The sequence below is a fragment of the Bacillus sp. BB081 genome, from assembly GCF_008368895.1.
In the GTDB taxonomy this organism is placed as follows: domain Bacteria; phylum Bacillota; class Bacilli; order Bacillales; family Bacillaceae_G; genus Bacillus_A; species Bacillus_A wiedmannii.
Window position 1 is genome coordinate 80,049 of record NZ_QOZX01000006.1, and the last position, 14,082, is coordinate 94,130.

13 protein-coding genes are annotated in these 14,082 nt (G+C 37.5%); 12 read left to right on the forward strand and 1 reads right to left on the reverse strand.

Annotated elements, in window-relative coordinates; all coding sequences use genetic code 11:
• Positions 1–28 precede the first annotated feature (28 nt).
• Together DN394_RS04295 and spoVM are read left to right on the forward strand one after the other, a co-directional pair.
• Positions 29–709, forward strand: a complete 681-nt coding sequence (locus DN394_RS04295; RefSeq protein ID WP_002008369.1) for a thiamine diphosphokinase — start codon at positions 29–31, stop codon at positions 707–709.
• A 66-nt stretch (positions 710–775) separates the two neighbouring features.
• Positions 776–856 carry a stage V sporulation protein SpoVM gene (gene spoVM / locus DN394_RS04300; RefSeq protein WP_001213599.1) on the forward strand — a complete coding sequence of 27 codons (81 nt, stop codon included), beginning with the start codon at positions 776–778 and terminating at the stop codon, positions 854–856.
• Between the two features lie 73 nt (positions 857–929).
• On the opposite strand, the gene rpmB is transcribed toward spoVM, so the two are convergent.
• A complete protein-coding gene (rpmB, locus tag DN394_RS04305; protein ID WP_000124776.1) occupies positions 930–1,118 on the reverse strand; it encodes a 50S ribosomal protein L28 in 189 nt (62 codons plus the stop codon).
• Between the two features lie 375 nt (positions 1,119–1,493).
• Between rpmB and DN394_RS04310 the strand changes: the two genes are divergently transcribed.
• From DN394_RS04310 to smc, 10 genes are all read left to right on the forward strand, one after another.
• On the forward strand, positions 1,494–1,856 hold the full coding sequence (locus DN394_RS04310; RefSeq protein WP_000021109.1) for an Asp23/Gls24 family envelope stress response protein: 363 nt from the start codon (positions 1,494–1,496) through the stop codon (positions 1,854–1,856).
• 22 nt (positions 1,857–1,878) lie between these two features.
• Positions 1,879–3,555: a DAK2 domain-containing protein gene (locus DN394_RS04315; protein ID WP_000027123.1), complete on the forward strand. Its 1,677-nt coding sequence runs from the start codon at positions 1,879–1,881 to the stop codon at positions 3,553–3,555.
• Positions 3,556–3,838: 283 nt separating this feature from the next.
• The gene (gene recG, locus DN394_RS04320; RefSeq protein ID WP_149293644.1) at positions 3,839–5,887 is read left to right on the forward strand and encodes an ATP-dependent DNA helicase RecG; all 2,049 of its coding nucleotides are present in this window, start codon (positions 3,839–3,841) and stop codon (positions 5,885–5,887) included.
• An 88-nt stretch (positions 5,888–5,975) separates the two neighbouring features.
• A complete protein-coding gene (gene fapR / locus DN394_RS04325) occupies positions 5,976–6,569 on the forward strand; it encodes a transcription factor FapR (RefSeq protein ID WP_000747354.1) in 594 nt (197 codons plus the stop codon).
• Complete coding sequence (gene plsX, locus DN394_RS04330) at positions 6,566–7,558, forward strand: phosphate acyltransferase PlsX (RefSeq protein ID WP_046956482.1); 993 nt, start codon at positions 6,566–6,568, stop codon at positions 7,556–7,558. Before fapR ends, plsX begins: the two co-directional genes overlap by 4 nt.
• Before the next feature lie 14 nt (positions 7,559–7,572).
• Entirely contained in the window at positions 7,573–8,517 is a 945-nt protein-coding gene (fabD, locus tag DN394_RS04335) for an ACP S-malonyltransferase (protein ID WP_000516944.1), read from the forward strand.
• Positions 8,517–9,257, forward strand: a complete 741-nt coding sequence (gene fabG / locus DN394_RS04340) for a 3-oxoacyl-[acyl-carrier-protein] reductase (RefSeq protein ID WP_097917877.1) — start codon at positions 8,517–8,519, stop codon at positions 9,255–9,257. Before fabD ends, fabG begins: the two co-directional genes overlap by 1 nt.
• Before the next feature lie 69 nt (positions 9,258–9,326).
• Positions 9,327–9,560 (forward strand): acyl carrier protein, encoded by a 234-nt coding sequence (gene acpP / locus DN394_RS04345; protein ID WP_000786062.1) that lies wholly within the window; start codon positions 9,327–9,329, stop codon positions 9,558–9,560.
• 58 nt (positions 9,561–9,618) lie between these two features.
• A complete protein-coding gene (rncS, locus tag DN394_RS04350) occupies positions 9,619–10,356 on the forward strand; it encodes a ribonuclease III (RefSeq protein WP_001146867.1) in 738 nt (245 codons plus the stop codon).
• A gap of 147 nt (positions 10,357–10,503) precedes the next feature.
• Complete coding sequence (smc, locus tag DN394_RS04355; RefSeq protein WP_097917878.1) at positions 10,504–14,073, forward strand: chromosome segregation protein SMC; 3,570 nt, start codon at positions 10,504–10,506, stop codon at positions 14,071–14,073.
• Positions 14,074–14,082 lie beyond the last annotated feature (9 nt).

Sequence of the window (14,082 nt, forward strand, 5' to 3'; positions counted from 1 at the left end):
AAAAATATGTAAAAAGGCAATCTACCGAATGGCAGATTGCCTTTTTACAATAGAAGGGGAAGGAAACATGATTATTCATATTTTAGCGGGTGGACCTGCGGAATATTGTGCAGATTTTTCTCGATATGAAAATGAGAAAGTAGTGTGGGCGGCAGTTGATAGAGGAGTATATCGTCTATTAAAAGGAGGGATTACTCCAGCTGTTGCATTTGGAGATTACGATTCAGTTACTGAAGAGGAATTAGTATGGATGGGCCAGCAAACAAATGACTTACATATTGTTCCTCGTGAAAAAGATCAAACAGATTTAGAAATTGCGATTAATTGGGCGTTAGAACAAAATCCGATATTGATTCGTATTTTTGGTGCCACCGGTGGAAGGCTGGATCACGGTTTAGCAAATATACAGATGCTTTTAAGAGGGTTAGAAGTAGGGATAGAAATGTGTATTGTAGACAATAAAAATGAAATAAGCGTGAAAAAAGTGGGTACACATATAATTGAAGAAAATAAAAATTTCCCTTATGTATCTTTTGTGCCGGTTACTGAAATAGTAGAAGGGATTACATTACTTGGTTTTAAGTATCCTCTAACTAATAAAACAATAGAATGGGGATCAACACTTTGTATTAGTAATGAACTCGTTGAGGAAAAAGGTACTTTTTCATTTACTTCTGGCATATTAATGGTGATAAGAAGCACTGATTAAAGAAACAATTTTGCTCCTTACATCATATAGTGAACAAGTGGAGTAATGGGGATTAGGAGGGAAACCATGAGATTTTATACAATTAAGTTACCTAAATTTCTTGGTGGAATTGTTCGTGCCATGTTAAATACCTTCAAAAAAGATTAAAAAAAGCACCTATTACCGGTGCTTTTTTCATTGTCATAGTAAAAAAAGAGCCTATCGGCTCTTTTTTTTATTATTAAACACGTTCGATTTTGCCAGATTTTAATGCTCTAGCAGAAACGTAAACACGTTGAACTTTTCCGTCGATGCGTACGCGAACTTTTTGAAGGTTAGCGCCCCATTTACGTTTTGTAGCGTTCATTGCGTGAGAACGAGAGTTACCAGAACGAGCTTTTCTTCCAGTGATAGCACAAACACGAGCCATTTATATTTCCCTCCCTTGATACCTTACCATACGTAATTTTTCAATGTTAGTCTTTTTTGCGATGCTAAAAACACTACTATAATTTAACACAACTAAAAAGAGAATGCAACACCGTAGAAAAAAGAAATCAAGAAAAATTACTTGACACCATATGTCCATGATGAAAAGTTGAAATCAAGAAAAATTGCTTGACATATTATAGTGGTACATGTTGTATAATAACAATGGACTATTTTGCTCATCATAAAAAATGTGATTTAAAACATAAAATATGAGAGTGAAAAGAAAGAACGATGGAATTTTCTTTAAAAAGATTATATGATAGTAACTAAAGTAGTCTAGCTCACTTTCACCATTTATGAAGGGGGAAACGAGATGTCAATTGAAATTAAAACGAAGTATGGTCAAATTGATATTAGTACAGATGTAATTGCAACAATTGCTGGAGGTGCCGCAGTAGATTGCTACGGTATCGTAGGTATGGCATCAAAAAATCAGTTAAAAGATGGTTTAACAGACATTTTACGAAAAGAAAACTTCACTAGAGGTGTTATTGTTCGTAAAGATGAAGATGAAGTACATATTGATATGTATATTATTGTGAGCTATGGTACGAAAATTTCAGAAGTAGCACATAACGTGCAGACGAAAGTGAAATATACATTAGATCAAACTGTAGGACTAGCAGTAGATTCTGTAAACATCTACGTACAAGGAGTTAAAGTAATAAACTTGTAATGTGCATTAAGGAGGAAAATCTGTGTCAATTCAAAAAATTGATGGGAAACGTTTATCACAAATGATCATGCAAGGAGCGAATAATTTAACAAATAATGTTCAGCTTGTTGATGCATTAAACGTATTTCCGGTTCCAGATGGCGATACCGGTACAAACATGAACTTATCAATGACTTCAGGCGCACGTGAAGTGAAAGCAAATCCTTCACAGCATGCTGGTAAAGTCGGCGTAAGTTTAGCCAAAGGATTATTAATGGGAGCACGTGGTAACTCTGGAGTTATTTTATCTCAGTTGTTCCGTGGTTTCTCTAAATCCATTGAACAAAAAGAAGAATTAACAACAGTTGATTTTGCTGCAGCTTTAGATGCTGGGGTAGAAGCGGCTTACAAAGCGGTTATGAAACCGATTGAAGGAACGATTTTAACGGTTGCAAGAGAAACGGGTAAATATGCAGTGACAGTTGCGAAAAAACAGCGCGACTTTGTTTTGTTTATGGAAGACGTTGTGAAAGAAGCGAATGCATCGTTAAATCGTACGCCAGATTTATTACCTGTATTAAAACAAGTTGGCGTTGTAGATAGCGGTGGTAAAGGTCTTGTTGTTGTATACGAAGGATTTTTAGCTGACTTAAAAGGAGAAACGATTTCTTCTAATGTGTCTGCCCAACCATCTATGAATGACATGGTACGCGCAGAACATCACCGTAGTGTACAAAGCCAATTGAGTACAGAAGATATTAAGTATGGATATTGTACGGAATTCATGGTGAAATTAGAGCCTGAAAAAATGAAAGAACATAATTTCTCTGAACAAAAATTCCGTGAAGATATTAGTGTGTACGGAGATTCACTACTTGTTGTATCAGATGATGAGGTTGTTAAGGTTCATATTCATGCGGAACATCCTGGAGATCCTATGAATTATGGACAACGCTATGGTAGTTTAATTAAGATTAAAGTAGAAAATATGCGTGAACAGCATACTGCTTTATTAGATGAGCCTACTATGATGCCTGAGCCAACTAGCCAGTCTAAAGAGAAACAACCGTACGGTATCGTAACTGTTGCTATGGGATCTGGTATCAAAACTTTATTTGAGAGCATTGGCGCGACGAAAGTTATCGAAGGTGGCCAAACGATGAATCCAAGTACGGAGGATATTGTGAAGGCGATTGAAGAAGCGAATGCTGAAAAAATCATTATTTTACCGAACAACGGAAATATCGTGATGGCAGCAGAACAAGCAGCGTCAGTTGTGGATCAAGAAGTGATTGTAATTCGTTCAAAAACAGTTCCTCAAGGTATGGCTGCAATGTTAGCGTTTAATCCAGTTGGAACGTTAGAAGAGAACGAAGAAAACATGAAAGAAGCTTTATCTCATGTGAAAACCGGTCAAATTACGTATGCTGTACGTGATACGGAAATTGATGGTGTAGCGATTCAAAAAGATGATTTCATGTGTATTGCAGATGGAAAAATTGTATCAACAAACGCTGCAAAAGTAGGAGCTGCAAAGCAATTACTAGAAGCACTTATTGATGAAGATTCCGAAATTGTAACGATTCTTCAAGGTGAAGATGCAACTGACGAAGAAGTAGCTGAGTTAGTTGCATTTGTAGAAGAGAATTTTGAAGATGCAGAAGTAGAAGTACATGCTGGAAACCAACCGGTGTATTCGTTCATCTTCTCTGTAGAATAAGAGAAAATTCGTTTTGAAAATGAATGGATTACTTACTTGCTAATGGATAAGAAGTAGTAATATGAAGTTTATTACTAGTTTTTATTCAAAAGGCTAGCATATTGAAGATAAAAAAGAGCCTTGCTGCTAATAGTGAGGCTCTTTTCTTTCGTATTGTTTATGAGGGATTTGAGTAGTTTCTCTAAGAATGCCTATGATAGAATATATATGGTGAAAGAGAGCGATTACAGATGTCAATAGTATGAATGAATCAAAGAAAATAATGTGACGGAGCGTGAGAATCTTGAATGAAGTTGTACAAGTTCCTGTTACGGATGTAAAGGGAATCGGAGGAGAAACATCTGAATTACTAAACGAGATGGGGATTTATACAGTTTCTCATCTATTAGAACATTTTCCGTACCGTTATGAAGATTATGCGATGAAAGATCTTGCTGAAGTAAAGCATGATGAACGTGTAACAGTTGAGGGAAAGGTTCATAGTGCTCCTTTACTGCAATATTATGGGAAGAAGAAGTCGCGTCTTACGGTTCGTGTCCTCGTCGGTCGTTATTTAATTACAGCTGTATGCTTTAATAGGCCGTACTATAAGCAGAAGTTAAATTTAAATGAAACAGTAACGATTACTGGTAAATGGGATCAGCACCGTCAAACGATTGCGGTATCAGAGCTTCATTTTGGACCAGTTGTACGTCAACAAGAAGTAGAGCCTGTATACTCAGTGAAAGGGAAACTTACAGTAAAACAGATGCGCCGTTTTATTGCCCAAGCGTTCAAGGAGTATGGAGAATCTATAGTTGAAGTGTTACCTGAGGGATTGCTAAGTCGATATAAATTATTGCCGCGTTATGAAGCGCTTCGGTCGTTGCATTTTCCAGCAGGACAGGAAGATTTAAAACAAGCACGTCGCCGTTTTGTATATGAGGAGTTTTTCTTATTTCAGCTAAAAATGCAAACATTACGGAAAATGGAGAGGGAAAATTCGAAAGGGACGAAAAAAGAAATTCCTTCAGCAGAATTGCAAGAGTTTATTGATGCACTTCCGTTTCCATTAACTGGTGCGCAGCGTCGGGTAGTAGATGAAATTATGAAAGATATGACATCTCCTTATCGGATGAATCGTCTGTTGCAAGGTGATGTAGGTTCTGGGAAAACAGTCGTTGCAGCGATTGGCCTTTATGCAGCGAAGTTAGCACATTATCAAGGTGCTTTAATGGTTCCTACAGAAATTTTAGCAGAGCAACATTATCAATCGCTTGCAGAGACGTTCTCGCACTTTGGTATGAATGTTGAATTGTTAACCAGTTCTGTTAAAGGTGTAAGGCGTCGAGAGATTTTGGCAAAATTAGAACAAGGAGAAATAGATATCCTTGTTGGAACACATGCTTTAATTCAAGATGAAGTTATCTTTCATAGGTTAGGTCTCGTTATTACTGATGAACAACATCGATTTGGTGTAGCGCAGCGACGAGTTTTAAGGGAGAAAGGTGAAAGTCCGGATGTTTTATTTATGACGGCGACGCCAATTCCGCGTACGTTAGCAATTACTGCATTTGGAGAGATGGATGTTTCTATAATCGATGAGATGCCAGCTGGTAGAAAGGTAATTGAAACATACTGGGCAAAACATGATATGTTAGATCGAGTTCTCGGTTTTGTGGAGAAGGAGATAAAAAAAGGAAGACAAGCATATGTTATTTGTCCCCTTATTGAAGAATCTGAGAAACTTGATGTACAAAATGCGATTGACTTACATAGTATGCTGACTCATCATTATCAAGGGAAATGTCAAGTCGGATTAATGCATGGCAGACTCTCATCTCAAGAAAAAGAAGAGATAATGGGACAATTTAGTGAAAATAAAGTGCAAATTCTTGTGTCGACAACAGTTGTTGAAGTAGGTGTGAACGTACCGAATGCGACTGTAATGGTTATTTATGATGCAGAGCGTTTCGGTTTATCGCAGCTCCATCAGCTCAGGGGACGTGTTGGGCGTGGTAGTGAACAATCATATTGTTTGTTAATCGCGGATCCAAAATCGGAAACGGGAAAAGAGCGAATGCGTATTATGACCGAAACGAATGATGGATTTGTATTGTCAGAAAAAGATTTAGAGTTAAGAGGTCCTGGAGATTTCTTTGGAAGTAAGCAAAGTGGTTTACCAGAATTCAAGGTTGCTGATATGGTACATGATTATCGAGCTTTAGAAACAGCTAGACAAGATGCGGCGTTACTAGTAGAATCAGAAGCGTTTTGGCATAATGATCAGTATGCTTCGCTGCGTACTTATCTTGACGGGACAGGTGTGTTCCAAGGAGAGAAGCTCGATTAAAGGGAGGCAACGAAAGTTTTTGTTGCATTCTACTTTTAATGATTATATACTACTGTTAGTACCTAGTCATAAAAATGGATGGTGCGGTATGAAAAAAAGAAGAAGTAAAAAAGAAAGACAAGAATTATTACAACAAACAATAGAAACGAATCCTTTTATTACGGATGAAGATTTAGCAGAAAAATTTCAAGTGAGTATACAAACCGTACGTCTTGACCGTATGGAATTATCTATTCCTGAATTAAGAGAAAGAATTAAACATGTAGCTACAAAGCAACATGAAGAAGATGTGAAATCTTTACCGTTAGAAGAGGTTGTCGGAGAAATTATCGATATAGAATTAGATAGACATGCGATTTCTATCTTTGAAGTGAAGGTAGAACACGTATTTAAAAGAAATCAGATTGCCCGTGGGCATCATTTGTTTGCACAAGCAAACTCACTAGCTGTTGCAGTTATTGATGAAGAATTAGCTTTAACTGCAAAGTCTACCATTCGATACATTCGTCCTGTAAAATTAGGAGAGCGTGTTGTTGCAAAAGTGCGCGTTGAAGATGTAGAGAATGATAAAGGACGGACCGTTGTCAAAGTGCGTAGCTTTGTTGGAGAAGAACTTGTTTTTACAGGCACTTTTGAAATGTATCGATCTAGTAATTATAGTGAGGAAGGTAACAACTTATGAAAATCGCAATAGATGCAATGGGCGGCGATCATGCTCCAAAGGCTGTCGTATTAGGAGCAATGAAAGCTATTAAGGAATATTCTGATTTACATATTACGTTAGTAGGGAAAGAAGAGGAAATTCGTCAATACTTAACGAGTGAAGAACGAATTACTATACTTCATACAGATGAAAAAATCGAATCGACAGATGAACCAGTAAGAGCGGTTCGTCGAAAAAAACAAGCCTCAATGGTACTAGCAGCGCAGCAAGTGAAAGACGGCGTAGCGGATGCTTGTATATCAGCTGGTAGTACAGGAGCTTTAATGGCGGCTGGATTGTTCGTTGTAGGTCGTATGGAAGGGATTGAGCGACCAGCTTTATCCCCTACAATGCCAACGGTTGATGGAGAAGGTTTTGTTATGTTAGATGTTGGAGCGAACGTTGATGCAAAACCAATTCATTTATATCAATATGCAGTAATGGGATCTGTATACGCTGAGAAAGTAAGAGGAATTAAAAATCCTCGCGTTGGACTTTTGAATGTTGGAACAGAGGATGGCAAAGGGAACGAGCTTTCAAAACAAGTCTTTGCAATGCTTAAGGATGCCCCAATTCATTTCGTTGGGAACGTTGAATCAAGAGATTTATTGCAAGGTGTAGCAGATGTTGTTGTATGTGATGGTTTTACAGGGAATGTAGCGCTAAAATCATTAGAAGGAACAGCACTTGCGTTATTTTCTATGTTAAAAGAGCAGTTAATGAGTTCGTTTACGAGCAAATTAGCAGCAGCGGTATTAAAGCCAAAACTTATGGTATTAAAAGATAAAATGGATTATTCGGAGTATGGAGGAGCGGCATTATTTGGATTGAAAGCTCCAGTCATTAAGGCTCACGGTTCTTCCAATGACCAATCAATATTTAGTGCGATTCGTCAAACGAGAGAAATGGTAGCGAAAGAAGTTATTCCTACTATTTCAAGCGTAATGGAGAAAGAGCCACTCCAATAAGAGGAGGATTTGAAATGGGAAAACTAGCATTTCTTTTTCCGGGCCAAGGTTCACAGGCAGTTGGAATGGGTAAACAGTTAGCGGAGAATAATAAAGAGGTTGCAAATGTGTTTGCGAAAGCAGATGAGGTGTTGCAAGATTCACTTTCAGAAGTGATTTTTGAAGGGCCGCAGGAAAAGCTTACGTTAACGACAAATGCGCAGCCGGCCTTATTAACAACGAGTTTTGCTATTTTGACAGCTTTGAAAGAGTATGATATTACACCAGACTTTGTTGCAGGGCATAGTTTAGGTGAATATAGCGCTCTTGTAGCAGCGGGTGCAATAACTTTTGAAGACGCTGTATATGCTGTAAGAAAACGTGGGGAATATATGGAAGAAGCTGTTCCTGGTGGAGAAGGTGCAATGGCGGCTATTTTAGGTGCTGATCCACATATGCTGAAACAAGTTACAGAAGAAGTAACAAGTGAAGGATATGCAGTGCAAATCGCTAATATGAATAGTACGAAGCAAATTGTGATTTCTGGAACAAAGCAAGGAGTGGAGATTGCTTCTCAAAGAGCGAAAGAAAATGGTGCAAAGAGAGCAATTCCGCTTAAGGTAAGTGGACCGTTCCACTCTTCGCTTATGAAGCCAGCAGCGGAGAAGTTCCAAAGTGTCTTAAAAGAAATTACAATTCAAGATACGAATATTCCTGTTATCGCAAATGTAACAGCAGACGTTATTACAAATGGTGCACTTATTCAAGAAAAGCTAATTGAACAGCTCTATTCGCCTGTCTTATGGTACCCGTCCATTGAAAACATGGTGAATCAAGGGGTAGATACATTTATTGAGATTGGACCTGGGAAAGTACTTGCTGGACTTATGAAGTCAATTGATTCATCAGTGAAAGCATATGCGATATACGATGAAGAGACATTAAAAGATACCATTTCAAATTTGAGAGGAGAAAACTGATGTTAAAAGGGAAAGTAGCATTAGTAACTGGCGCTTCACGTGGAATTGGTCGTGCGATTGCGATTGATTTAGCGAAACAAGGGGCAAATGTTGTAGTAAATTATGCTGGTAATGAGCAAAAGGCGAATGAAGTAGTTGATGAAATAAAGAAATTAGGTTCGGATGCATTTGCAGTAAGAGCAGATGTTGCAAATGCTGAAGACGTTACAAATATGGTGAAACAAACTGTAGATACATTTGGACAAGTTGATATTCTTGTAAATAATGCAGGTGTAACAAAAGATAATTTATTAATGCGTATGAAAGAAGAAGAATGGGATACAGTTATTAATACAAACCTAAAAGGTGTATTCTTATGTACGAAGGCAGTATCTCGATACATGATGCGCCAGCGTCATGGACGTATTATTAATATCGCTTCTGTTGTTGGAGTGACAGGTAATCCAGGACAAGCAAACTATGTTGCTGCTAAAGCGGGTGTAATTGGATTAACAAAAACATCAGCAAAAGAATTAGCGAGCCGTAATATTACTGTAAATGCAATTGCTCCAGGTTTTATTGCGACTGATATGACGGATATATTAGATGAAAATATAAAAGCCGAAATGTTAAAGTTAATTCCTGCAGCTCAGTTTGGTGAAGCGCAAGATATCGCAAATACTGTAACGTTTTTTGCTTCTGATCAAAGCAAATATATTACAGGGCAAACGTTAAATGTTGATGGCGGAATGGTAATGTAATAAAAGAATTGATTTCAACTAGTTTTTTTGGTCAATATTTAATATAATATTTGAGGGGAGGTGAATGGAATGGCAGATGTTTTAGAGCGTGTAACAAAAATCATCGTTGATCGTTTAGGTGTAGAAGAAACTGAAGTAGTACCAGCTGCGAGCTTTAAAGAAGATTTAGGCGCAGACTCCCTAGATGTAGTAGAACTTGTAATGCAATTGGAAGATGAATTCGAAATGGAAATTTCTGATGAAGATGCTGAAAAGATTGCTACTGTTGGCGATGCTGTGACTTACATAGAGAGTCATCTATAATGCTTAAGTGAAGTCCCGTTTTTTAGCGGGGCTTCTCGGCTTATATCTGGAGGGACCTATGCCGTACCGAAAACATAGAGAAAAAAAATACGAAACAAAATATCGTGAAGCGTTTAAAGTATTTCAAGAAGAGATAGGTATTACGTTTTCAGATGAAAAATTATTGATTCAAGCATTTACGCATTCATCGTATGTGAATGAGCATCGAAAAAAACCGCATGAAGACAATGAGCGTCTCGAATTCCTTGGAGATGCAGTATTGGAACTTACTGTGTCACAGTATCTGTTTCAAAAATATCCGACAATGAGCGAAGGAGAGTTAACGAAACTACGTGCAGCTATTGTATGTGAACCATCTCTTGTTCGTTTTGCAAACGAGTTGTCATTTGGTAGCCTTGTTTTATTAGGAAAAGGTGAGGAAATGACAGGTGGACGTGAACGACCAGCTTTATTAGCGGATGTCTTTGAAGCGTTTATTGGTGCCCTTTATCTTGATCAAGGGTTAGAAACAGTATGGGGCTTCTTAAAAGAAATTGTATACCCTAAAATTAATGAAGGTGCTTTTTCTCATGTGATGGATTATAAGAGTCAATTACAAGAGTTGATTCAGCGTGATGGTAGTGGCAATATTGAGTATCAAATTTTGCAGGAAAAAGGACCGGCCCATAATCGAGAATTTGTGTCACGTGTTACGTTAAATAACGTGGCTTTAGGTCTTGGTAGTGGCAAGTCGAAAAAAGAAGCAGAGCAACAAGCTGCTGCAGAAGCATTGAAAAAATTAAAAGAACAACTATAAGGAATCCCCCTTTGAATGAGGGGGATTCCTTATGCATAGAATGAAACTTTCTTTTTGTTTGTGAATAAAGGGAAGGGAAATCCGTATAATAGCTTGTTTTTGTATAGACAACAGTTATAACAACGGAGAATAGGAGGAAGGCCTTTCGTGTTTTTAAAAAGATTAGAAATAGCAGGGTTTAAGTCTTTTGCTGAGCGTGTATCTGTTGATTTTGTCCCAGGTGTAACTTCCGTAGTAGGACCAAATGGAAGTGGGAAAAGTAATATTACTGATGCGATTCGCTGGGTACTTGGTGAACAATCTGCAAAATCATTACGTGGTGCAAAGATGGAGGATATTATTTTTGCAGGCAGTGATACGAGAAGAGCAGTTAATGTTGCTGAAGTAACAATAACTTTAAATAATGAAGATCAACGTTTACCGATTGAATATAATGAGGTGTGTGTAACGCGTCGTGTATCTCGTTCTGGTGATAGTGATTTTTATATTAATAAACAATCATGTAGATTGAAAGATATTATCGATTTATTTATGGACTCTGGTATGGGAAGAGAAGCTTTTTCGATTATTAGCCAGGGGAAAGTTGAAGAGATTTTAAGTAGTAAATCAGAAGAACGTCGTGGTGTATTTGAAGAAGCTGCGGGAGTGCTGAAATACAAACTTCGTAAAAAGAAAGCTGAAGTGAAATTAGCAGACACACAAGAAAACTTAAATCGTGTACAAGATATCATTCACGAATTAAGTAGTCAAGTAGAACCTTTAGAAAGACAAGCTTCTATTGCGAAAGATTATCTCGAGAAAAAAGAAGAATTAGAGAAAGTAGAAGCGGCGCTTATTGTACATGAAATTGAAGAATTACATGAGAAATGGGAAGCGCTTCGAAATCAGTTTGGGCATAATAAAAACGAAGAAGCTAAAATGTCAACGCATTTAGAAAAAGGTGAAGAAGAGCTTGAGGAATTACGAGGACAATTACAAGCAGTAGATGAGTCTGTAGATTCCTTACAAGAAGTGCTGCTTCTTTCTAGTAAAGAGCTAGAAAAGTTAGAAGGACAGCGTGAGTTATTAAAAGAGAGAAAACAAAATGCAACGACGCATTGTGCACAACTCGAACAGTTAATTGTTGAATTAACAGAGAAAGCTACAAGTTATGATGGTGAAATTGAATCCAGTACAGAAGTGTTGATGCAATTTGTAAATCAAGTAAAAGAGTTGGAGACAAAATTGCATGATAATGAGCTACTGCTTGCAACTTTTGCTGACAATTTAGAGGAACAAATTGAGAATTTAAAAGGTGACTATATTGAACTTTTAAATCAACAAGCTAGTCATCGTAATGAGTTATCTATGATTGAAGAACAATCTAAACAACAAAACTCAAAAAATGAACGCCTCGATGAAGAAAATGCGAAATATGTAGAAATACGCATGGAAATTACAGCGAAAAAGACGAAACTTGTGGAAAGTTATGAACAAGTGAAAGAAAAAGTAGCTGGTATCCTTTCGAATATACAAAAGACAGAAGCGGCACTTGGGAAATGCAAGACGCAGTATAGTGAAAATGAAACAAAACTGTATCAAGCGTATCAATTTGTACAACAGGCACGTTCTCGAAAAGAAATGCTAGAAGAGATGCAAGAGGATTACTCTGGTTTCTATCAAGGGGTACGTGAAGTGTTAAAAGCTAGAGAAGATAGGTTGCAAGGTATCGAGGGTGCTGTTGCAGAACTGCTAACGGTACCGAAAGAATATGAAATTGCAATGGAAATTGCTCTAGGTGCAGCGATGCAGCATATTGTCGTACAAAAAGAAGAACATGCTCGTAATGCAATTACGTTTTTAAAACAAAATAAACATGGACGAGCAACGTTTTTACCGCAAGCTGTTATTAAAAGTAGATCGTTATCATTTGAACAATTACGTATTGTAAATCAACACCCATCGTTTGTAGGTGTGGCGGCAGAACTTGTGCAATATAACAATAAATATGAAAATGTAGTTTCAAATTTATTAGGTACTGTTATTGTTGCGAAAGATTTACGTGGGGCGAATGAGTTGGCGAAACAACTGCAATACCGTTATCGCATTGTAACAATTGAAGGTGATGTAGTGAACCCTGGTGGTTCTATGACTGGTGGAGCGGTAAAACAGGCGAAATCTTCTTTATTAGGACGTCAACGTGAGCTAGAAGAGTGGACGAACAAGTTAACTGATATGGAAGAAAAAACGACAAAGTTAGAAAACTTTGTTAAAGCAGTAAAGCAAGAGATTCAAGAAAAAGAAGTGAAAATACGGGAACTAAGGCAAAATGTAGAAGCAGAGCGTGTAGATGAACAGAAATTAAGAGAAGAAATTAGTCGCTTAGAATTAGAAGAACATCGTATTAATGATCGTTTATCTATTTACGATTTAGAGATTGAAGGATTCTTACAAGATCAAGTGAAGATACAAGGGCGTAAAGAAGAGCTAGAAAAGATTTTAGCAACGCTTCAAGCGGAGATTACGGAATTAGATAGCAAAATTGTCGCTTTAACAAAACAAAAAAGTGAGCAGCATTCTTCGAAAGAAAAAGTGCAAAAAGAAATGACTGAGTTAAAAGTGTTGGCGGCTGAAAAGCAACAACGCTTATCTAATCAAAAAGAAAAAGTTGAACGATTGACGAAGGAAAAAGAAGAAACGGATGCAACGCTTGTCAAAACGAAAGAGGATTTAGCATTCTTAAAACAAGAAATGACATCTAATTCAAGTGGTGAAGAACAGATTACGAATATGATTGAGAAGAAAGCATATGATCGTAATCAAACTTCAGAGTTAATTCGCTCTCGTCGTGAACAACGCATATCGTTACAAGAGAGGGTAGAACATTTAGAACGTAATCTGAAAGAAACAACAGGTAAACATAAATACATTCTTGAGATGCTGAAAAATCAAGAAGTAAAAATAAACCGACTTGATGTAGAGTTAGAAAATAGATTACAACATTTACGTGAAACATATACGATTTCATTTGAAGCAGCAAAACTGAAGTATACAATGATGATGCCTGCAGAGGATGCACGTAAAAAGGTGAAACTAATTAAATTATCCATCGAAGAGCTAGGCACAGTGAACTTAGGGGCAATTGAAGAGTATGAGCGTGTAGCAGAGCGTCATACATTCTTACTAGAGCAAAAAGATGACCTAGAAGAAGCGAAAGCGACATTGCACCAACTTATTACTGAAATGGATGAAGAAATGAAAAAACGTTTTTCTACTACGTTTGAAGGAATTCGAATGGAGTTTCAATCGGTATTCTCTGAATTATTTGGAGGCGGTAGAGCGGATTTAGTCATGACGAATCCAGAGGACTTATTAAATACTGGTATTGATATTGTAGCGCAACCGCCAGGGAAGAAACTGCAAAACTTAGGTTTACTTTCTGGTGGGGAGCGTGCTTTAACAGCAATTGCGCTGTTATTCGGTATTTTAAAAGTGCGCCCAGTCCCATTCTGTGTATTAGATGAGGTAGAGGCGGCTCTTGATGAGGCGAATGTTGCCCGTTTTGCGCAGTATTTAAAGAGATTTAGTGATGAGACACAGTTTATTGTCATTACACATAGAAAAGGTACAATGGAAGAGTCTGACGTATTGTACGGTGTAACAATGCAAGAGTCAGGGGTATCTAAACTTGTTTCGGTTCGTTTAGATGATGGAGAAGAACTAGTTGCAAGTAATTAGGAAGGATGG

Coding starts and splice junctions, on each gene's coding strand:
- plsX (WP_046956482.1), top strand. CDS start 6,566: ATGAAAATCGCAATAGATGCAATGGGCGGCGATCATGCTCCAAAGGCT.
- fapR (WP_000747354.1), top strand. CDS start 5,976: ATGAAAAAAAGAAGAAGTAAAAAAGAAAGACAAGAATTATTACAACAA.
- fabD (WP_000516944.1), top strand. CDS start 7,573: ATGGGAAAACTAGCATTTCTTTTTCCGGGCCAAGGTTCACAGGCAGTT.
- DN394_RS04310 (WP_000021109.1), top strand. CDS start 1,494: ATGTCAATTGAAATTAAAACGAAGTATGGTCAAATTGATATTAGTACA.
- spoVM (WP_001213599.1), top strand. CDS start 776: ATGAGATTTTATACAATTAAGTTACCTAAATTTCTTGGTGGAATTGTT.
- fabG (WP_097917877.1), top strand. CDS start 8,517: ATGTTAAAAGGGAAAGTAGCATTAGTAACTGGCGCTTCACGTGGAATT.
- acpP (WP_000786062.1), top strand. CDS start 9,327: ATGGCAGATGTTTTAGAGCGTGTAACAAAAATCATCGTTGATCGTTTA.
- DN394_RS04295 (WP_002008369.1), top strand. CDS start 29: ATGGCAGATTGCCTTTTTACAATAGAAGGGGAAGGAAACATGATTATT.
- rpmB (WP_000124776.1), bottom strand. CDS start 1,118: ATGGCTCGTGTTTGTGCTATCACTGGAAGAAAAGCTCGTTCTGGTAAC.
- rncS (WP_001146867.1), top strand. CDS start 9,619: ATGCCGTACCGAAAACATAGAGAAAAAAAATACGAAACAAAATATCGT.